A 20581-nucleotide genomic window follows, 5' to 3' on the forward strand; every position below is an offset into this window, starting at 1 on the left:
CACAAGGGTCCGTCTGAAACGATTGAAAATCGCCTGCCGGACCGCGTGTATGATTGCTTCAACCCCACAAGGGTCCGTCTGAAACTGGATCTATCCGATCCTCGTTGGTATCGTGATGGGCTTCAACCCCACAAGGGTCCGTCTGAAACCAACCACCGGATCAGGATGTCACCATCCAGATGACCGCTTCAACCCCACAAGGGTCCGTCTGAAACAAGCAGGCGGTGGGCGCGAAAGGGCGATCCACACGGCTTCAACCCCACAAGGGTCCGTCTGAAACCTGCCCCGGGCATCCAACCTCACCACTCACCACCATGCTTCAACCCCACAAGGGTCCGTCTGAAACGACGACGTAGTGGGTCACATCGAGCATCCCTGGCGGGCTTCAACCCCACAAGGGTCCGTCTGAAACGCGAGTACATCGATGTCAGGGACATTCACCCTGACCGAGCTTCAACCCCACAAGGGTCCGTCTGAAACGAACTGTCCCAACAAGCAACAAGCCGTGAGCAGCAGCTTCAACCCCACAAGGGTCCGTCTGAAACCCAAGACTGGCGCGTCCACGTCGAGATGGTCACGCTCGCTTCAACCCCACAAGGGTCCGTCTGAAACAGCTGCGAGGACTGTGGCGTGCCCAGACTCTGGTCGCTTCAACCCCACAAGGGTCCGTCTGAAACCAGCGCTGCATGGGCTGTGGGAAGAGCTATCCACAAGCTTCAACCCCACAAGGGTCCGTCTGAAACCGGCGACGGGGCGCTGGATGTCGCGGGGACGACCTCGCTTCAACCCCACAAGGGTCCGTCTGAAACCCCGAGCTGCATCCGATCAGCGTCGACGACGCCCAGCTTCAACCCCACAAGGGTCCGTCTGAAACTACTGGTGACTACCCTGCGGCCGAGATTCATGATGCTTCAACCCCACAAGGGTCCGTCTGAAACTACTGGTGACTACCCTGCGGCCGAGATTCATGATGCTTCAACCCCACAAGGGTCCGTCTGAAACGCCGACACCTGTTCGTCGATGTCGTCACTGTTGTCGCTTCAACCCCACAAGGGTCCGTCTGAAACCGGCGACGACCTCCCGGACGGTGAGCCGTACCGAGCTTCAACCCCACAAGGGTCCGTCTGAAACCGTTGACCGGCGTCCACAGATACGCGTGCGAGGACCGCTTCAACCCCACAAGGGTCCGTCTGAAACGCGTCGTCTACAGAGGCTCCTGCCCCCTCGTGGAGGCAGCTTCAACCCCACAAGGGTCCGTCTGAAACGCCGCGGAGGTTAACGGCCACGGACAGCCGACGTCGCTTCAACCCCACAAGGGTCCGTCTGAAACAAATGGTGCCGTTTCCGAGTGGCTCCAGACATGGAAGGCTTCAACCCCACAAGGGTCCGTCTGAAACACCCCGGCAACCCAGAGCATAAACAGCGCCTCGCGGCTTCAACCCCACAAGGGTCCGTCTGAAACGACGGGGATATTCGAGATTGCCTGGAGCAGCACGCGCTTCAACCCCACAAGGGTCCGTCTGAAACTTCGGCGCTCTGGCGTCGGGCGACCTCGCCGTTGGGCTTCAACCCCACAAGGGTCCGTCTGAAACAGCTCTGGACAGTACAGGCCGACGCTCTCCAGGAGGCTTCAACCCCACAAGGGTCCGTCTGAAACAAGACCTCGGCGTCGAGCTGGCGCCGGGTATCAGCGAGCTTCAACCCCACAAGGGTCCGTCTGAAACCGGGCACGGGGGCGCCGCCCGATTCGGGTTCTCGCTTCAACCCCACAAGGGTCCGTCTGAAACCTGTTGCTCCGCCGACTGACGGGCGCTTTCACCGAGATGCTTCAACCCCACAAGGGTCCGTCTGAAACGGGTAGCCAACGATGCGGGGGTAGCCATCCTCCGAGGCTTCAACCCCACAAGGGTCCGTCTGAAACTCATCGGGAGTATCCGACGACCCACGAGTTTGCAGATGGCTTCAACCCCACAAGGGTCCGTCTGAAACGGGTTCCACGCGATCATCCCGGCCGACACGCTCGCGCTTCAACCCCACAAGGGTCCGTCTGAAACTCAGTCATCGTCTATTCTGATTTCGTGTTCTCGTGCTTCAACCCCACAAGGGTCCGTCTGAAACACTCGGGTCCAGAGGGCGCGAGCGAACAGTGGCGGCTTCAACCCCACAAGGGTCCGTCTGAAACCGGTATCGTATGCTTCTGGTTGGACTAGGGCACGGAGCTTCAACCCCACAAGGGTCCGTCTGAAACCCCCAGGAGGACGTCGAGGGCAACGACTACAACCCGCTTCAACCCCACAAGGGTCCGTCTGAAACGACAAGACCTATCGCGTCGACACGTCGGGGTATGCGCTTCAACCCCACAAGGGTCCGTCTGAAACAGTGCCACCGCGTAGGGTCATGTCTATGGCTATAGGCTTCAACCCCACAAGGGTCCGTCTGAAACGCGAATATCGGGAGCGGGGGTGGCAATTCTTTCGACGCTTCAACCCCACAAGGGTCCGTCTGAAACGCGAATATCGGGAGCGGGGGTGGCAATTCTTTCGACGCTTCAACCCCACAAGGGTCCGTCTGAAACGCGCTCGCCCAGAGTTGCGCCGTGCGGATCGCCGGCTTCAACCCCACAAGGGTCCGTCTGAAACGAGGATGGCGATCAACTGGCGGGCCGAATAGCTCCCGCTTCAACCCCACAAGGGTCCGTCTGAAACCAGGTCGACCGTGTCGACGTCCATCACCGCGACGGGCTTCAACCCCACAAGGGTCCGTCTGAAACCCACCGAGAGATAGCTGATAACTTCGATGTCTCCTCGCTTCAACCCCACAAGGGTCCGTCTGAAACATGCGCTCGATCCAGCCGATCGGCGCCGTGTCGCTCGGCTTCAACCCCACAAGGGTCCGTCTGAAACCAACCCGTTCGGAGTCGATCCGTCGGTGCCGACGGAGGCTTCAACCCCACAAGGGTCCGTCTGAAACCCGAGTCAACTACGTATCGCCGCGGACTCCCCGACCGCTTCAACCCCACAAGGGTCCGTCTGAAACCCGCCGCTGTTCGCGACGGCGCCGCATCGCTGGACCGGCTTCAACCCCACAAGGGTCCGTCTGAAACGCGCTCGATCCAGCCGATCGGCGCCGTGTCGCTCGGCTTCAACCCCACAAGGGTCCGTCTGAAACAGCGACGGGACCCGGTCGATATCTCGGACCAACACGCTTCAACCCCACAAGGGTCCGTCTGAAACGACATGTCGCAGGCGGCCGGGAGACAGCACGCGAGGCTTCAACCCCACAAGGGTCCGTCTGAAACACGAGGTGCCACAACCGCCGCCTCTACCCGCACGCGCTTCAACCCCACAAGGGTCCGTCTGAAACGCTGACACATGGGACAGCGCGACGAACAGTACTACGAGCTTCAACCCCACAAGGGTCCGTCTGAAACTCGGGCTGGGGGTCGTAACTCCGGCTGGTCTGGCCCGCTTCAACCCCACAAGGGTCCGTCTGAAACGAAGCGCGTCGGCAGTGGTCGCGTCGGTGGTGATTCGCTTCAACCCCACAAGGGTCCGTCTGAAACCGGCGGCGTTCGCGTCGGCCTCGGCCTGGATCGGGAGGCTTCAACCCCACAAGGGTCCGTCTGAAACGGGCACGATGCGGGAGCCCGTGGCTCCGTTGTCCGGCTTCAACCCCACAAGGGTCCGTCTGAAACTCACGAGGTGCCACAACCGCCGCCTCTACCCGCACGCGCTTCAACCCCACAAGGGTCCGTCTGAAACTGCCCCAGATCGTGTTCGCATCAAGCCCGAGGGAGCTTCAACCCCACAAGGGTCCGTCTGAAACCTGTGGGCCTCCTCGTCGGTGCCTTCGCCGCGCTGCTTCAACCCCACAAGGGTCCGTCTGAAACTCGCCCGGGATCGACCCCACGCTGACGCCCTGGGTGCGCTTCAACCCCACAAGGGTCCGTCTGAAACTCGAGAGTCTCGACCCCGAGGCCACCACCAGTCGCGAGCTTCAACCCCACAAGGGTCCGTCTGAAACGCGTGGGTCTGCTACAACTGCGGCGCCGAGTTCGACGCTTCAACCCCACAAGGGTCCGTCTGAAACGGGCGTCGACGACGGCACCGAGCTCGTCGAGGACGCTTCAACCCCACAAGGGTCCGTCTGAAACGAGGCGGCGAAGGACTACAATCGTCAATTCTTCCAGCTTCAACCCCACAAGGGTCCGTCTGAAACGGGAAACCCGAACGCTCGGTTGGTGTAGTCCGGCCAATGCTTCAACCCCACAAGGGTCCGTCTGAAACGGATTCACTGCCGACGAGCGGGCGAAAGTCACGGAGCTTCAACCCCACAAGGGTCCGTCTGAAACTACCAACCTAAACCGAGGGCGCTGGCGGCTGGCATCGCTTCAACCCCACAAGGGTCCGTCTGAAACGCGATCGTCCACGACGAGGACTGTGACCTCGCCGATGCTTCAACCCCACAAGGGTCCGTCTGAAACGAAGCCCACAGATCATGCACGACTCCGACGCCGCGGGCTTCAACCCCACAAGGGTCCGTCTGAAACCCGCCGTGTGGGGTCGCTGGAGTACGACAATGAGCTTCAACCCCACAAGGGTCCGTCTGAAACCGCACAAAGAGCCGCCGCGATGGCCATTGCGAGGTTGCTTCAACCCCACAAGGGTCCGTCTGAAACCAGCAGGGGAGCGGTTTGTCGCCAACCGAGCGGCGCGCTTCAACCCCACAAGGGTCCGTCTGAAACCATGCCCCATACTGGGCACACAGGTTCCCTATCTGTCGACTTCGACAAAGAACTTCCGTCGACCCTCGATAGTCTACTATCCCCCAGGGGTCGACTGAGAACCACGGCGACGCTCGGATCGGCCCTGCAAACTGCTAACCGAGGCGTTTAACATCGGTCACTCCGGTAGCGTCAGGCGAGCAATGCCGAGCGGAGAATACGACCCGGAGACGGTCGAACGACAGTGGCAGGAGCGGTGGGTGGCGGAGGACCTCTACGCCTACGAGGGCGGGGGAGAGGTAGATCCGGACACCGTCTTCTCCATCGACTCGCCGCCGCCGACCGTGTCCGGTGACCTCCACTGGGGCCACGTATACGGGTTCACGCTGCAGGACTTCGTCGCCCGCTACAACCGGATGCAGGGCAAGGATGTCTTCTTCCCGTTCGGCTACGACGACAACGGCATCGCCTCGGAGCGTCTCACCGAGGGCGAACTCGACGTCCAGCACCAGGAGTACGACCGCGACATCTTCCAGGAGATGTGTCGCGGCGTCTGTGCGAAATACGAGGCGGACTTCACGGAGAAGATGCAGGCGCTTGGCATCTCCATCGACTGGACCGAGACCTACCAGACGATCGAACCGCGCGTCCAGCGCATCTCGCAACTCTCCTTCATCGACCTCTACGAGAAGGGACGCGAGTACCGCCAGCGCGCGCCCGCCATCTGGTGCCCGGACTGCCAGACCGCCATCTCCCAGGTCGAGATGGAGGACTCCGAGCAGGACTCGCATTTCCACGACATCGAGTTCGACGTCGCGGGCGACGACGAGACGTTCACCATCTCGACGACCCGCCCCGAACTCCTCCCCGCCTGCGTGGCGGTCTTCGTCCATCCTGACGACGACGACAACCAGTATCTCGTGGGCGGGGAGGCCGAAATCCCGATTTTCGGCCAGACGGTACCGATCATCGCGGACGAACGCGTCGACATGGAGACGGGCTCCGGCGTCGTGATGTGTTGTACGTTCGGCGACCAGACCGACATCGAGTGGTATCAGGCCCACGACCTGCCGCTCCGCATCGCCATCGACGAGTCGGGGACGATGACCGATGTCGCGGGCGACTACGAGGGGCTCTCCGCCGACGAGGCCCGGGAGGCCATCGTCGAGGACCTCTATGACGACGGGGCGCTCCTGGACCGCCGACCCATCACCCACGTCGTCAACGTCCACGAGCGGTGTGATACGGAAGTCGAGTTCCTGGTCACCGAGCAGTGGTACATCGAACTCCTCGATAAGACCGAGGAGTATCTGGAGGCGGGCCGGTCGATGGACTGGATCCCGGAGAAGATGTTCACGCGGTACAAAAACTGGATCGAGGGGCTTCAGTGGGACTGGGCCATCTCGCGCCAGCGCTCCTCGGGCATTCCGTTCCCGGTCTGGTACTGCGACGAGTGCGACGCGGAGGTCATCGCCGACCGCGACCAGCTGCCGGTCGACCCGCTCTCTGACGACCCGCCTGTCGACCACTGCCCGGAGTGTGGCCACGAGGACTTGGTGCCCGAGGAGGACGTGTTCGACACGTGGGCCACCTCGTCGCTGACGCCGCTCATCAACGCGGGTTGGGAGTGGAACCCCGAGACCGAGGAGATGGAGATCGAACGGCCCGAACTCTACTCGATGAACCTGCGCCCGCAGGGCCACGACATCATCTCGTTCTGGCTGTTCCACACCGTCGTCAAGTGTTACGAGCACACGGGCGAGGTGCCCTTCGACAGCGTGATGATCAACGGGATGGTGCTCGACGAGAACCGTGAGAAGATGTCGAAATCCAAGGGCAACGTCGTCACGCCCGACGAGGTGCTTGACGAGTTCCCGGTCGACGCCGCCCGCTACTGGGCTGCCGGAAGCGCCGTCGGCGACGACCTGCCGTACAAGGAGAAAGGGCTCCGGGCCGGCGAGCGCCTGATCCGCAAGCTCTGGAACGCGTCGAAACTCGTCGACGACCTCACGCCGGAGAAACGACTCTCGCGGCCCAACCTCCGCGAAATCGACCGCTGGCTGCTGGCCGAACTCGACGAGCGCATCGAAACCGCGACCCAGCAGTTCGAGCGCCGGGAGTTCTCGAAGGCCCGCGACGGCCTCCGGTCGTTCTTCTGGCATACGTTCTGTGACGACTACCTCGAAATCGCCAAACAGCGGCTCCGCGACGGCGACGACGAGTCGGCGGCGTACACGCTCCAGATCGCTCACCGGCGGTTCTGTAAGCTGTTTGCTCCCATCCTCGCCCACGTCACCGAGGAACTCTGGCGGGAGATGTACAGCGAGGGGAGCGTCCACACGGCCGACTGGCCCGAACCGCTCGGCGTGGAGGCCGACCTCGACGCTGGCGAACGGGCGATGGCCGTCGTCGGTGCGCTCCGGAAGTACAAGACGGATCACCAGCTGTCGATGAACGCGAGCGTCGACACGGTCCGGGTGTACGGCGACGTCGCGGCCTTCGCCGACGACATTCGGCGCGTGATGCACGTCGACGAGCTCGAATCGGTCGGCGAAAAGCCGCCGGTGGAGGCCGTCGTGACCGGCGTCGACCTCGATTACTCGCTGGTCGGCCCCGAGTTCGGGAATCAGGTGTCCGACATCGAGGCCGCCATCGCCGAGGGCGAGTACGAGGTGGTCGACGGCCACCTCCACGCCGCCGGCGTCGAACTCGGTCCAGACATGTTCGAAATCGAGGAGGAGCGGCAGTACACGGGCGACGGCGAAATGGTCGAAGCCGACGAGACGGTCGTCATCGTCCAGAACTGACTGCGCGGCGTCGCCCGGCGAGCGGGCACCTATGTTTAATATCTCACACGTCGTCTTGACCGTCGTGACACGGCACCTACTCGTCCCGTTCGACGACTCCGATCTTTCGACACGGGCACTCGAATTCGCCTGTTCGACGTTTCCGGATGACCGGATCACGGTCATGCACGTTATCGACTCCCACACCGACGAGACGGCAGCCATCGGGTGGGGGAACACGACCGACCAGTACGAGCAGTGGATCAACTCCCGGCGTGAGTTCGCCGACGAACTGTATCGACACGCGGAGACCATCGCCGACGAGCATGGGGCGACCATCGAAACCGTCACCGCCATCGGCCGCGTCCACCGCGCCATCATCGACTTCTACGACGACAACGATGTCGACCTAGTCGTGATGGGCTTTCACCCGCGCTCGCGGCTCTCGGCGTATCTCGCCGGCGAATTCTCCGATCGGGTTATCCGCACCTCGGACATCCCGGTTGCGCTCGTGAAATGATCCCCATTCACTCATCCCACCAATGACTCGACATCACCTCGTCGTCGTCAACGACGGCCACAACCTGCACAGCGGTCTCGATTACGCCTGCGAGACGTTCCCGAAGGATACGATCACCGCGATGTACGTCGACTCGGCCGCCGACGATCTCGGATCAGTCCGATTCGAAGACTCCGAGACGGCGACGGACGATTGGATGAACGGCCACCGCGAACGGGCCCAGCGCGCGTTCGACGACGCCCGTGCGGTCGCCGACGAACACGGCGTTACGCTGGAGACGGTCGTCGCGTTCGGCCCGTTCGCTGACACTATCCGAGAGTACTGTTCCCACAACGATGTCGACACCGTTATCGTCGGAAGTAGCGACCGCGACGCCTTCACGTCCTACGTCGTCGCCGACGATGTCGAACGCATCGCCAACACGGCGCCGGTGCCGGTCGTCGTCGTCTAAGATCACAGATCGGCGCCGACCGCGTCGGCGACGGAACCGAAGCCGTCGCGCTCGAGCAGTTCGAGCAGCCCCCGATTGATGTCGCGGGCGAGGCTCGGCCCCTCGTACACTAGGCCGGTGTACAACTGGACGACGCTCGCGCCTGCCCGGATCTTTCTGTAGGCGCCTGCGGCGTCGGTGATTCCGCCGACGCCGATGATCGGCGCGTCCGTTCGTTCGGCGATGAAGCGGATGGTTCCGGTGGCGCGTTCCTCGATGGGCTTGCCCGAGAGGCCGCCGCGTTCGGCCCGGTTCGGGTTGCGCAGGCCCGACGGGCGCTCGACCGTCGTGTTGGTCGCGACGACGCCGGCGAGGTCTAAGTCGTCGACGACGGCGAGTGCCTCCTCGATGGCAGGCGCCGCGAGGTCCGGCGAGAGTTTCACCAGCAGCGGGTCGGCGCCGGCGTCGACGAGGCCGCCTAGGATGCGTTCGAGCGACTCGCGGTGCTGGAGTTCGCGCAGGCCCGGCGTGTTCGGACTGGAGACGTTCACGACGAAGTAGTCGCCGGCGTCGGCCACGCGTTCGTAGGTGTAGCGGTAGTCGTCGGGAGCCTCGTCGAGGGGCGTCGACTTCGACTTGCCGATGTTTATCCCGACCGGCGCAGCCGGCAGGTCGGCGTCGTCGAGGCGGGCGCCGATGGCGTCGGCGCCCTCGTTGTTGAACCCCATGCGGTTGATGAGCGCGCCGTCCTCGGGGAGGCGAAAGAGGCGTGGCCGGGCGTTGCCCGGTTGCCGTTCCGCGGTGACGCCGCCGACTTCGACGTGACCGAAGCCGAGCGCCGTCAGGATCGACGGGAGTTCGGCGTTCTTATCGAAGCCAGCGGCGACACCGACTGGGTTGTCGAACGTGAGACCGAAGGTCTCGGTCGTGAGGCGGTCGTCGTCGACGTGATACTGCGCGCGGAGTACGTCTTCGACCCGCGTGTGCTGGACGGTCCGAAGTAGTCGGTGGGTGGCCCGGTGGGCCGTCTCGGCAGGCAGTGCGAACAGCGCCGGTTTGAGTAGTTCGTATGGGTTCATCGGCCATCGTTCCGCGCTATATCGCGTCTACGGCGGGTTCTGCCCCGGTCGTGAGCCATCGGATCAGAAGTCGTGTTCGACGTCGTCCTGATCGGCTTTCTGGATGATGATCTTGCTGTCTCGCACCCGGACGAACACCTCGTCGCCGATGTCCATCCCGGCCACGGAGAGTTCGTCCTCGTGCAGATTGACATGGACGTTATGGTATTCGCCGTCTTCGTCCTTGGCACCGCTTGGACTGAGCTTCTTTTTCCGGACCATCGGGGGTCTCTAGCCGTCTTTCGCTACAGGATATACATAAGTGTTGGTTACTTGTGGGTCGGTTCGTCGTCATGTTGTCCCGCCGAGAGGCGGGTCGCTGCCGCCCTGCATTTATACGTCCCCGCCGATAGAGCCCTCGATTTGCCGATATATTTATGTTGTGGCATGTGCTCGGTTCCCACAGAGGTGCAAAATCATGGTACGAGAGGACGGTAAGCGAAACTTCGTGATGCGCGAGGACGGTGAAGAGGACAGTGTGTTCTCGGGGAACATGCCACGGCAGGCCGCGTTGAAGGCGGCGCGCCGACTCGAACCGGAGGACTCCGAGGATGCAGCCGAGGAGGACGCCGAGGAAATCCGGCTTCGGGAGAAAGGGACCGACAAGGTCCACATCTTCGAGGCCTGGGCCTGGGAAGAGGAGGCACCGGAGGACAAGCCTGACTGGATGGGTGCGGAGATCACGAAGGGGAACGTCTCGAAGAAAGGCATCGAGCATATCGAGGAGTAACCGCGCCGGAGCGTCGGGGCGCTCCCCCCGACGAGTGCCGACAGGGCTTTACTCGTTCGTCGCGCATCGGTGACCGCGTGGCCGCTCCCCGGCGAGACCGACCGTGCAAGCGAGGGATGACCGACCGGCCTCCAGCCACGCGACATTCTACTGACGGATCGTAATGCGCCCCCCATGGAATCGCTTGACGAAGCGGTCCCACTTCGACGGCCTTATCTATCACACCGGTTTGTGTTGTAGTACACACGTCGTCGGCGTCGATGACGGCGGCCGGAGTCGGTTCGGTCGACCGCTAATCGACGGCCGGCGTCGGAACGCTTCCGACGACCTTAAGTGGTCAAGGGCGTTCGGTGGTAATGCGAAGAAGCGAGGGCACGAACGCCCTCGGCCCGGACTGGAACGCCGATGAACTGGCCGCCCGTCAACGCCCGATCAACGGGTTTATGATGGTCGCCGTCTTCGGTTCAGGTCCGGACGAAACATGAGGATCCCACCCCTGCGGTCCGCCGTAAGACGGGATCTGATGTGAGCCATGGTGGTTCGGTGTCACCCGGTCGACGCGGTGGACCGAACCGCCACCTTGGACCTCAGTGGTCTATACGACGAGAAGACAACGAGTCTTCCCGCCACCCCTCACTCCACACGGAGTGAGCCCATTCCGGTTGATCCTGCCGGAGGCCATTGCTATCGGGGTCCGACTTAGCCATGCTAGTTGTACGAGTTCAGACTCGTAGCAAATAGCTCCGTAACACGTGGCCAAACTACCCTACAGAGAACGATAACCTCGGGAAACTGAGGCTAATAGTTCATACCCGTCTCACGCTGGAATGCCGAGACGCGCAAATGCTCACGCGCTGTAGGACGTGGCTGCGGCCGATTAGGTAGACGGTGGGGTAACGGCCCACCGTGCCGATAATCGGTACGGGTTGTGAGAGCAAGAACCCGGAGACGGAATCTGAGACAAGATTCCGGGCCCTACGGGGCGCAGCAGGCGCGAAACCTTTACACTGCACGCAAGTGCGATAAGGGGACCCCGAGTGCGAGGGCATACAGTCCTCGCTTTTCACCACCGTACGATGGTAGTGGAATAAGAGCTGGGCAAGACCGGTGCCAGCCGCCGCGGTAATACCGGCAGCTCGAGTGATGGCCGATCTTATTGGGCCTAAAGCGTTCGTAGCCGGCCACGCAAGTCCACCGGGAAATCCGCCAGCCCAACTGGCGGGCGTCCGGTGGAAACTGTGTGGCTTGGGACCGGAAGACCCGAAGGGTACGTCTTGGGTAGGAGTGAAATCCTGTAATCCTGGACGGACCGCCGATGGCGAAAGCACTTCGGGAAGACGGATCCGACGGTGAGGGACGAAAGCCAGGGTCTCGAACCGGATTAGATACCCGGGTAGTCCTGGCCGTAAACGATGTCTGCTAGGTGTGACTCCCACTACGAGTGGGTGTTGTGCCGTAGGGAAGCCGCTAAGCAGACCGCCTGGGAAGTACGTCCGCAAGGATGAAACTTAAAGGAATTGGCGGGGGAGCACTACAACCGGAGGAGCCTGCGGTTTAATTGGACTCAACGCCGGACATCTCACCAGCACCGACAGCAGTAATGACGGTCAGGTTGATGACCTTGCCAGAGTTGCTGAGAGGAGGTGCATGGCCGCCGTCAGCTCGTACCGTGAGGCGTCCTGTTAAGTCAGGCAACGAGCGAGACCCGCACTCCTAATTGCCAGCACCATGTTCGCATGGGTGGGTACATTAGGAGGACTGCCGTGGCTAACACGGAGGAAGGAACGGGCAACGGTAGGTCAGTATGCCCCGAATGTGCTGGGCTACACGCGGGCTACAATGGCCAAGACAATGGGTTCCAACCTCGAGAGAGGACGGTAATCTCCTAAACTTGGTCGTAGTTCGGATTGAGGGCTGAAACTTGCCCTCATGAAGCTGGATTCGGTAGTAATCGCGTGTCAGCAGCGCGCGGTGAATACGTCCCTGCTCCTTGCACACACCGCCCGTCAAAGCACCCGAGTGGGGTCCGGATGAGGCATGGATACCCATGTCGAATCTGGGCTCCGCAAGGGGGCTTAAGTCGTAACAAGGTAGCCGTAGGGGAATCTGCGGCTGGATCACCTCCTACTGATCGGGACTCTCCCTTCTGGGGAGAGCCCACCACGTCCCACTGACGGTACCACAGGTGGCCGTTCGCCCACCACGCCGACCGGGCACCGAAGAACCACCATGGCTCACATATTACGCTCGTCCCAGGAAGGGACAGGGCCCGTAGCTCAGCGGTAGAGCACCTCCTTTGCAAGGAGGACGCCCTGGGTTCAAATCCCAGCGGGTCCATGCCGGACCGGGAAAATCGCCCGACGCGAACCACGCTGCTTAAGTGGTCAAGGGGGATAGAACTGGTCCAGACCGATGCACCATCCCGTGCGAACGCGGATGGGAAGGGTCGAACGCTCGCGCAACCCACGAGAGCGTGATGACGACCGTATGTACGTGCGATTCCAGGCGTCCACTGGACCCGACAGTCAAACCGGGTCACTAGTGTGACAAACCATCAATCTGGCTACTGTGCCAGCTGGTGAATGGCTCGGCTCGAGAGCCGATGACGGACGTGCCAAGCTGCGATAAGCCTCAGGGACCCGCATGGAGGGAAAGAACTGAGGATCTCCGAATGGGAATCCCCACCGCAATTGCTTCGCGCAATGGGGAACGCTCCGAATTGAAACATCTCAGTAGGAGCAGGAAGAGAACGCAAATATGCGATCCCGTTAGTAACCGCGCGTGAACGCGGGTCAGCCCAAACCGAATCTCTAACGAGACATGTGGTGTCGGCTGACAATCAGCACGCGACCCATCCCGAGAAATCTCCTGAAATGGAGTGCGATACAGGGTGACAGCCCCGTATCGGGATGCAGTAGCGTGTGAGTCAGTCCACGAGTAGCGAGGATTGGATATTCCTCGTGAAGATCCCAGGCATCAACTGGGAAGGCTAAACACTCCTCGAGACCGATAGTGAACAAGTAGCGTGAGCGAACGCTGAAAAGTACCCCGAGAAGGGGACTGCAATAGAGCCTGAAATCAGTTGGCGATCGAGCGACGGGGCATACAAGGTCCCACGATAAACGACCGAGGGGCGACCCTCTAGTAGGACTCGTGGGAAGCCGATGTTCCGTCGTGCGTTTTGAAAAACGAACCAGGGAGTGCACTTGCTTGGCGAGTCTAACCCGACCATCGGGGAAGGCACAGGGAAACCGATATGACCGCAGTCTTCATTCGAAGACCAGGGTCACCGTGTTCAAGCGCGGGGAGTCAAGCGGGTGCGACCCGAAACCGGGTGATCTACGCGTGGGCAGGGTGAAGCGTGCCGAAAGGCACGTGGAGGCCCGTTAGGGGTGGTGTCCTACAATACCCTCCCGTGACCTATGCGTAGGGGTGAAAGGCCCATCGAACCCGGCAACAGCTGGTTCCAGCCGAAACATGTCGAAGCATGACCTCTTCCGAGGTAGTTCGCGAGGTAGAGCTACCGATTGGATGATCCGCCTCCGAGAGGAGTCGGCCATCCTGTCGAACTCCAAACTTGCGAACGCCGTAGACGAAGGGAGTCCGGTGTGCGGGGTAAGCCTGTGCACCGTAAGGGAGACAACCCAGCGGTAGGTTAAGGTCCCCAAATGTGGATTAAGTGCGATCGAAGGTGGTCCCGAGCCCTAGACAGCCGGGAGGTGAGCTTAGAAGCAGCTACCCTCTAAGAAAAGCGTAACAGCTTACCGGCCGAGGTTCGGGGCGCCCAAAATGATCGGGGCTCAAATCCACTACCGAGACCTACCCGTGTCCTTCACCGGACAATCGCGTAGGCTGGCACGCCGCTCGGGCGGAAGCACGGGAGAGATTTCGTGTGGACCGAGTGGTGACGATAATCCTGGTCACAGTAGCAGCGATAGTCGGGTGTGACACCCGACGGCCTTACGAGCAAGGGTTCCTCGGCACTGCTAATCAGCCGAGGGTTAGCCGATCCTAAGTCTCACCGCAACTCGACTGAGACAACAGGGAAGCTGGTTAATATTCCAGCGCCATCATACACTGAAAGTCGACGCTTTGGGGACAACCGAGCTGGGCTTTCGCCCAGTCGAACCGAGTACCTCCGTGGAAGCCGTAATGGCAGGAAGCGGACGACTCTCGGGACAGCGCAAGTCGGTCGTACCTAGAGCCCGTGAAAAGACGAGTATGATGATCGTACCGAGATCCGACACAGGTGCTCTGCCGGCGAAAGGCAAGGCCCGTCGGGATCAACCGGCGTTAGGGAATTCGGCAAGTTAGTCCCGTACGTTCGCAATAAGGGATGCCTGCCTCGGAGAGAGGCAGGTCGCAGTGACTCGGGCGCTCCGACTGTCTAGTAACAACATAGGTGACCGCAAATCCGCAAGGACTCGTACGGTCACTGAATCCTGCCCAGTGCGGGTATCTGAACACCTCGTACAAGAGGACGAAGGACCCGTCAACGGCGGGGGTAACTATGACCCTCTTAAGGTAGCGTAGTACCTTGCCGCTTCAGTAGCGGCTTGCATGAATGGATCAACGAGAGCGCCACTGTCCCAACGCTGGGCCCGGTGAACTGTACGTTCCAGTGCGGAGTCTGGAGACCCCCAAGGGGAAGCGAAGACCCTATAGAGCTTTACTGCAGGCTGTCGCTGAGACGTGGTCGCTACTGTGCAGAGTAGGTAGGAGGCGTTACACAGGTACCCGCGCTAGCGGGCCACCGAGTCACACATGAAACACTACCCGGTAGTGACTGCGACTCTCACTCCTGGCGGAGGACACCGGTAGCCGGGCAGTTTGACTGGGGCGGTACGCGCTCGAAAAGATATCGAGCGCGCCCGATGGTTTCCTCATCCGAGTCGGAAACTCGGAAGAGAGCGCAAGAGCACAAGGAAGCCTGACAGTGATCTTCCCAACGAGGATCGCTGACGCGAAAGCGTGGTCTAGCGAACCCACGAGGTCCATTAATGGGACCCGTGGATGACAGAAAAGCTACCTTAGGGATAACAGAGTCGTCACCCGCAAGAGCACATATCGACCGGGTGGCTTGCTACCTCGATGTCGGTTCCCTCCATCCTGCCCGTGCAGAAGCGGGCAAGGGTGAGGTTGTTCGCCTATTAAAGGAGGTCGTGAGCTGGGTTTAGACCGTCGTGAGACAGGTCGGCTGCTATCTATTGGGGGTGTTGAAGGTATCTGACGGGAACAGGCGTATAGTACGAGAGGAACTCCGCCTGGGTGCCACTGGTGTACCGGTTGTCCGAGAGGGCAGTTGCCGGGCAGCCACGCACCGCAGGGTAAGAGCTGAACGCATCTAAGCTCGAAACCTACCTGGAAAAGAGATACCGCTGAGGTCACTCGTAGAAGACGAGTTAGATAGACTCGGGGTGTACGCGTCAAGGCAACGAGACGTTCAGCCCGCGAGCACTAACAGACCAAGCCACATTCATTGGATTTCGCACTGTGACCCGATTCGATTTGACTATCGGGTCCAGGCGTTAACTGGAATCGCACGGATATACGGTCGTTTTGACCCACCGACGCTGGCATTGCAACGGTTCGATTCCGTTGGTCGGCATGAAGGCGGCCATAGCGGCAGGGACACACCCGTACCCATCCCGAACACGGACGTTAAGCCTGCCTGCGTATCGGGCAGTACTGGAGTGGGCGACCCTCTGGGAGTGCCGATTCGCCGCCTCCCATTCATACTTCATTCACCCGCCGAGCACTGCGTGTACTCACAGTCGCTCGGCTTTTCTCATATCGAACGCCACCGCGTCCTTTCCGGCCTGTCCTGCCGCCGTCGGCCGAATTAAACCGGGTTTAATCGGGATGAATCGGCCCCAACCCGGGTTCAGCGAGTTCCCGATTTAATGGGATGCCAGTCGTCCTCCCGAACGGAATGAACACGAAACGACTCGGCGCGCTACTGGTGGCGACACTGCTGCTCGTGTCGGCGGTTGCGCCGCCGGCGCTGGCACAGTCAGACTCGGATTCCCTGTCTGTCGGCGTCTCACAGGACGCTGAGACAGGTGACGTGACCGCGACGGTCACGAGCAACGGCACGGCCGTTCAGAACGCGACGGTGAACGTGACGGCGGACGGCAACGCTTCGTACGCGGGTGCGGGTGAGTACGAGACCGACGCGAACGGGACTGTTTCGCTCCCTGCCCCCAACGAATCGGTGACAATCACGGTCGTGGCGAGCCACGATGGCGCGAACGCGACGACGACGGCTGACATCGAACCGACGCTCGGCGTCGCTATCGCCGAGAACGACGATGGCTCGGCCGTCGTGACGGTTACGAGCGCGAATTCGACAGTCGAGAACGCGACGGTCAACGTGACCACGAGCGGGAACGACTCCTACGCCGGCACCGGCGAGTACGACACTGACGCGAACGGCACGGTGTCGCTCCCGGCGCCGGACGATCCGGTGACCGTCACCATCGAAGCGAGCCACGACGGCATGGTCGCGACGACGACCGCTGATCTCAACCCGGCGCTCGATGTCGCCGTCGAGGGCGCCGACGACGGATCGGTCGTGGTGACGGTCACGCGCGGGAGTTCGACGGTCGAGAACGCCACGGTGAACGTGACGGCGAACACGACGTACGCCGACACGGGCGAGTTCACGACCGACGAGAACGGCACGGTCACGCTCGCGAACCCGTCCGAACCGGTCGAACTCACGATCACCGCGACGGATGACAACGAGTCGGCGACCACCTCGGTCGTCGTCAACCCGGTCGAGACGCTGGCCGTCGGCGTCGAACAGGCGAGTGACGGATCGGTGACCATCTCGGTCGGTCGTCTCGGTGACCCCGTCGCGAACGCGACGGTGACCGTGACGGCGGACGGCAACGACTCCTACGCGGGTGCGGGCGAGTACGACACTGACGATAGCGGAACGGTCGTCCTCCCCGCGCCGAGCGAGAACGTCACGGTGACGGTGACGGCGACGGACGACAACGAGACGGCGACCACGACGGCCGAACTGACGCCGCCCGAATCGACGGGACCGTTCGGTCAGATCGTCTCGTCGTTCGTCGAGTCGCTGAAGAGCGCGGGCTTCAGTGGCCCGCTCGGTGAGCAGGTCTCCGACTTCGTGACGAACAACAACCCGTCGAACGAGAACGCAAACGCGAACGCATCCGAGCGCGGCCCGCCGGAACACGCGGGCCCACCGTCGGACGACGGGAACGAAACCGACGACAACGAGACGGCCGAGAACGACTCCCGCGTCGTCCCGGCTGATCCTCCGGTCGACGGTGACAACGAGAGCGACGCGCCCGGTAACTCGGGCGACGCTCCGGGGCAGTCCAGCGGCGAGGATGACGACAGTGATGCGCCCGGCAACTCGGGTGCGGCACCGGGTCAGTCCGACGACGGTGACGACGACAGTGACGCGCCCGGCAACTCGGGCGACGCGCCCGGCCGCTCCGACAATGGTGACGACGAAAGCGACGATGAAGAGAGCGAGAGTGACGATGAAGAGAGCGAGAGCGACGACGAAGAGACCGAGAGCGACGGTGATGACGGAAGCGACGCCGGGAGTAACGGAAACGGCAACGCCGGTAGCAACGGAAACGGCAACGCCGGTAGCAACGGAAACGGCAACGCCGGCGGCAGCGGTAACGGCAACGCCGGTGGCAACGGCCGGTAACCGACCCCGTTAGATCGGTTTTTCGCGGCAACGCTGTTTTTCGACCGCTGCGGGCGCACAGTCGGCGAGCGCGGCCGCTCGGTCGAGTGAAATGTCTCGCAGTCTGACGGCCGCTGCGGCGCCGGCCACGGCCAGCGGTGCGGCGCTGGTTCCGGGAGTCCACGCTCTCTCGTCGAACGGACGGTCGTCGTCGATAGCGGCCACCGTGACGGCGAGCATCGCGGCGGTGAACGGATCGGCCCGGCCGCCGTCGGCAGCGATATCGGCGGCGCCGGCGATGGCGAGTGCCGGTTCGGGGTCGTCCCCGCCCAGCGCTCGGTCGATGGCGGCTGCCCGCATCTCCGCGAACGTCACGGCGTCGGTACCGAGAGGGAGTGGTCGACGACGGTGCCGTCGGGCGCCACCGTCACCGTGCCGAGATCGACGCGTTCGCCGGACTCGGCGCCCCGATCGACCGTGCGGAGCACCCGCTCGCGGTCGAGACGTTCCCAGACGACGCGCTCGACGAGTTGCTGGAACGCGTCGCGGTCGCTCCAGGCGGCGTCGAGATTCGACGGCACGTGGACCAGAAACCGGAACGCGTCGTCGTCGACGCCGATGCTCACGCCGAACGTGTCGGCGGTCGACTCCCCTGCTTCCCTCCCTCCGCCGTCGGGGTCGTCGGTCATACGCGCGCTCCGTGGCCCGGACGCATAAGCGAGACGGTCGTCGCGCGTGAGACTGACTGGCAGACCGCGACCGGATGGCGTCGTTTTTGGCCGCTGCCCGCGCAGTCCCGCCATGAGCTACTCCATCGGTCTGGTCGGGAAGCCCTCCGTGGGCAAATCGACCTTCTTCAACGCGGCGACGATGAACGACGTACCCGAAGGGGCCTACCCCTTCACGACGATCGATCCGAGCGTCGGCGAGGCCTACGTCCGCGTGGAGTGTGCGGCCCCCGAGTTCGGCGAGACGTGTACCCCGAGCGTGGGCAACTGCGACGATGGCAGGCGATTCGTCCCCGTGAAACTCGTCGACGTCGCTGGCCTGATCCCGGGCGCTCACGAAGGGAAGGGGCTCGGCAACCAGTTCCTGAGCGACCTCAACGAGGCGGACGTGTTGATCCACGTCGTGGACTTCTCGGGCAAGACAGACAGCAAGGGAGAAGCGACCGAGGGGCACGATCCCCGCGACGACATCGACTTCCTCGAAGACGAACTCGACATGTGGTATCTGGGGATCCTGGAGAAAGGGATCGAGCGGTTCGAGACGAAATACCACGGCGCCGACGCGAGCATCGTCGACGACCTCGCCGAGCAGATGAGCGCGTTCCGGACGGACGAAGACGAAATCGAGCGGATCATTCGCTCGGAGGAGCTGGATCCCGACCCGGCGACGTGGGACGAGGCGGACCGCGAGTCGCTGGCGCGGGAGATCCGCAAGCGCACCAAGCCGATGGTGATCGCCGCGAACAAGATCGACGACCCCGCGGCCGCGGCGAACTTCGAAGAGATATCGACCGATCCGGACTACGACCACCTCTCCTTCGTCCCGACGAGCGCGCACGCGGAGAAGGCGCTCAAGGCCGCCGACGAGGCGGGAACGGTCGACTACCGACCCGGCGACGGGGGATTTGATGTCGTCGGCGACGTGAGCGACGAGCAGGCCACGGGTCTCGAACAGATCCGCTCGCTCGTCGACGAGTACGGCGGCACGGGCGTCCAGTCGTCGCTCGAGGCGGCGCTGTTCGACGCGCTGGATCGCATCGCCGTCTTCCCGGGGAGCGACGACGGATCCACCTCCGAGAAGGGCGTCTTCCGCGACTGTTTCCTCCTGCCGTCGGGGTCGACGACGGCGGATTTCGCGTACCACATCCACACCGACCTCGGCGACGGCCTGCTCCACGGCATCGACTGTCGCTCGTCGCGACAGATCGGTGGCGACCACGAACTCTCGGACCGCGACGTGGTCGAACTCGTGACGACGAACTAGTCGGCCGCTTCGAGGACGGCTTCGAGCGCCTGTTTCGCGCTCTTGCCCTTCACCGTCCAGCGGTCGCCGTCGAAGACGTACCGCTCGGCGTGGACGAAGGACTCCCCGCTCCCCCAGGGGGCGGCGTAGGCGACGCCGATGAAGACGAGACCGACGGGCTTCTCCTCGGTGCCGCCGGTGGGCCCGGCGATTCCGGTCGTGGAGACGCCCCACGTCGTCCTCGCCCGGTCGCGCACCCCTTGGGCCATCTCGCGGGCGACGGGGGCCGAGACGGCGCCGTGGGCGTCGAGCGATTCGCGGGAGACGCCGAGCGCGTCCAGTTTGGCGTCGTTCGAGTACGTCACCATCCCGCGGTCGAAGTAGTCGCTCGACCCGGGAACGTCGGTCAGCAGCGACCCGATCAAGCCACCCGTGAGCGATTCCGCGGTGGCGATGGTGTCGTCGCGCTCCCGCAGGTGGTCGCCGAGCCGCCGTTCGATGGCGTCCTCGCCTGCGGGTGCAGGTCCGATCCGATCGGTCGCCTCGGCATCAGCGTCGGTCATGGCCACCGGTTGGGCGGCGCGCCCCATCAAATGGCCGCCGAACGGAATGCCGGTTTTCCGACCCT

Annotated in this window: 12 protein-coding genes, 1 tRNA gene, 3 rRNA genes and 1 CRISPR repeat array (1 of these 17 cut by a window edge); of the genes, 11 read left to right on the plus strand and 5 right to left on the minus strand. The window is 62.6% G+C overall.

Annotation, left to right across the window (positions count from 1 at the left end; translation table 11 throughout):
- Nucleotides 1-4744: a CRISPR direct-repeat array (repeat unit 30 nt; unit sequence GCTTCAACCCCACAAGGGTCCGTCTGAAAC); it begins 796 nt to the left of the window's first position.
- A 182-nt stretch (nt 4745-4926) separates the two neighbouring features.
- The 3 genes from MXB53_RS03960 to MXB53_RS03970 all read left to right on the plus strand — a co-directional run bounded on the left by MXB53_RS03960 (nt 4927) and on the right by MXB53_RS03970 (nt 8480).
- Nucleotides 4927-7530 carry a valine--tRNA ligase gene (locus MXB53_RS03960; RefSeq protein WP_248895906.1) on the plus strand — a complete coding sequence of 868 codons (2604 nt, stop codon included), beginning with the start codon at nt 4927-4929 and terminating at the stop codon, nt 7528-7530.
- A 64-nt stretch (nt 7531-7594) separates the two neighbouring features.
- Complete coding sequence (locus MXB53_RS03965) at nt 7595-8029, plus strand: universal stress protein (RefSeq protein WP_248895907.1); 435 nt, start codon at nt 7595-7597, stop codon at nt 8027-8029.
- A 22-nt stretch (nt 8030-8051) separates the two neighbouring features.
- Nucleotides 8052-8480: a universal stress protein gene (locus tag MXB53_RS03970; protein ID WP_248895908.1), complete on the plus strand. Its 429-nt coding sequence runs from the start codon at nt 8052-8054 to the stop codon at nt 8478-8480.
- A gap of 2 nt (nt 8481-8482) precedes the next feature.
- Here the strand turns inward: MXB53_RS03970 and MXB53_RS03975 are convergent, their stop codons facing one another.
- Both MXB53_RS03975 and MXB53_RS03980 read right to left on the minus strand, forming a co-directional pair.
- Entirely contained in the window at nt 8483-9538 is a 1056-nt protein-coding gene (locus MXB53_RS03975) for a quinone-dependent dihydroorotate dehydrogenase (protein ID WP_248895909.1), read from the minus strand.
- A 63-nt stretch (nt 9539-9601) separates the two neighbouring features.
- Nucleotides 9602-9799: a hypothetical protein gene (locus MXB53_RS03980; protein WP_248895910.1), complete on the minus strand. Its 198-nt coding sequence runs from the start codon at nt 9797-9799 to the stop codon at nt 9602-9604.
- Between the two features lie 196 nt (nt 9800-9995).
- Between MXB53_RS03980 and MXB53_RS03985 the strand changes: the two genes are divergently transcribed.
- The 7 genes from MXB53_RS03985 (at nt 9996) to MXB53_RS04010 (ending at nt 18003) form a co-directional block, all read left to right on the plus strand.
- A complete protein-coding gene (locus MXB53_RS03985) occupies nt 9996-10307 on the plus strand; it encodes a non-histone chromosomal MC1 family protein (RefSeq protein WP_248895911.1) in 312 nt (103 codons plus the stop codon).
- Nucleotides 10308-10663: 356 nt separating this feature from the next.
- Nucleotides 10664-10792 carry a hypothetical protein gene (locus tag MXB53_RS15600; RefSeq protein ID WP_283102229.1) on the plus strand — a complete coding sequence of 43 codons (129 nt, stop codon included), beginning with the start codon at nt 10664-10666 and terminating at the stop codon, nt 10790-10792.
- Between the two features lie 170 nt (nt 10793-10962).
- A 16S ribosomal RNA gene (locus MXB53_RS03990) occupies nt 10963-12433 on the plus strand.
- Between the two features lie 139 nt (nt 12434-12572).
- Nucleotides 12573-12644, plus strand: a tRNA-Ala gene (locus MXB53_RS03995).
- Between the two features lie 217 nt (nt 12645-12861).
- Nucleotides 12862-15786, plus strand: a 23S ribosomal RNA gene (locus MXB53_RS04000).
- A gap of 130 nt (nt 15787-15916) precedes the next feature.
- Nucleotides 15917-16038, plus strand: a 5S ribosomal RNA gene (gene rrf / locus MXB53_RS04005).
- Together the 16S, 23S and 5S rRNA genes with 1 tRNA gene alongside form the textbook arrangement of a ribosomal RNA operon.
- Before the next feature lie 201 nt (nt 16039-16239).
- The gene (locus MXB53_RS04010; RefSeq protein ID WP_248895912.1) at nt 16240-18003 is read left to right on the plus strand and encodes a hypothetical protein; all 1764 of its coding nucleotides are present in this window, start codon (nt 16240-16242) and stop codon (nt 18001-18003) included.
- Nucleotides 18004-18012: 9 nt separating this feature from the next.
- On the opposite strand, the gene MXB53_RS04015 is transcribed toward MXB53_RS04010, so the two are convergent.
- Nucleotides 18013-18357: a hypothetical protein gene (locus tag MXB53_RS04015; RefSeq protein WP_248895913.1), complete on the minus strand. Its 345-nt coding sequence runs from the start codon at nt 18355-18357 to the stop codon at nt 18013-18015.
- Nucleotides 18354-18671 (minus strand): DUF8124 family protein, encoded by a 318-nt coding sequence (locus MXB53_RS04020; protein ID WP_248895914.1) that lies wholly within the window; start codon nt 18669-18671, stop codon nt 18354-18356. Before MXB53_RS04020 ends, MXB53_RS04015 begins: the two co-directional genes overlap by 4 nt.
- A gap of 112 nt (nt 18672-18783) precedes the next feature.
- Between MXB53_RS04020 and MXB53_RS04025 the strand changes: the two genes are divergently transcribed.
- Nucleotides 18784-19974, plus strand: coding sequence for a redox-regulated ATPase YchF (locus tag MXB53_RS04025; RefSeq protein ID WP_248895915.1), 1191 nt, complete (start codon nt 18784-18786; stop codon nt 19972-19974).
- Here the strand turns inward: MXB53_RS04025 and MXB53_RS04030 are convergent.
- Complete coding sequence (locus MXB53_RS04030; RefSeq protein WP_248895916.1) at nt 19971-20516, minus strand: CinA family protein; 546 nt, start codon at nt 20514-20516, stop codon at nt 19971-19973. The genes MXB53_RS04025 and MXB53_RS04030 overlap by 4 nt on opposite strands.
- Nucleotides 20517-20581 lie beyond the last annotated feature (65 nt).

The sequence above is a fragment of the Haloplanus sp. XH21 genome, assembly GCF_023276355.1.
GTDB lineage: Archaea > Halobacteriota > Halobacteria > Halobacteriales > Haloferacaceae > Haloplanus > Haloplanus halobius.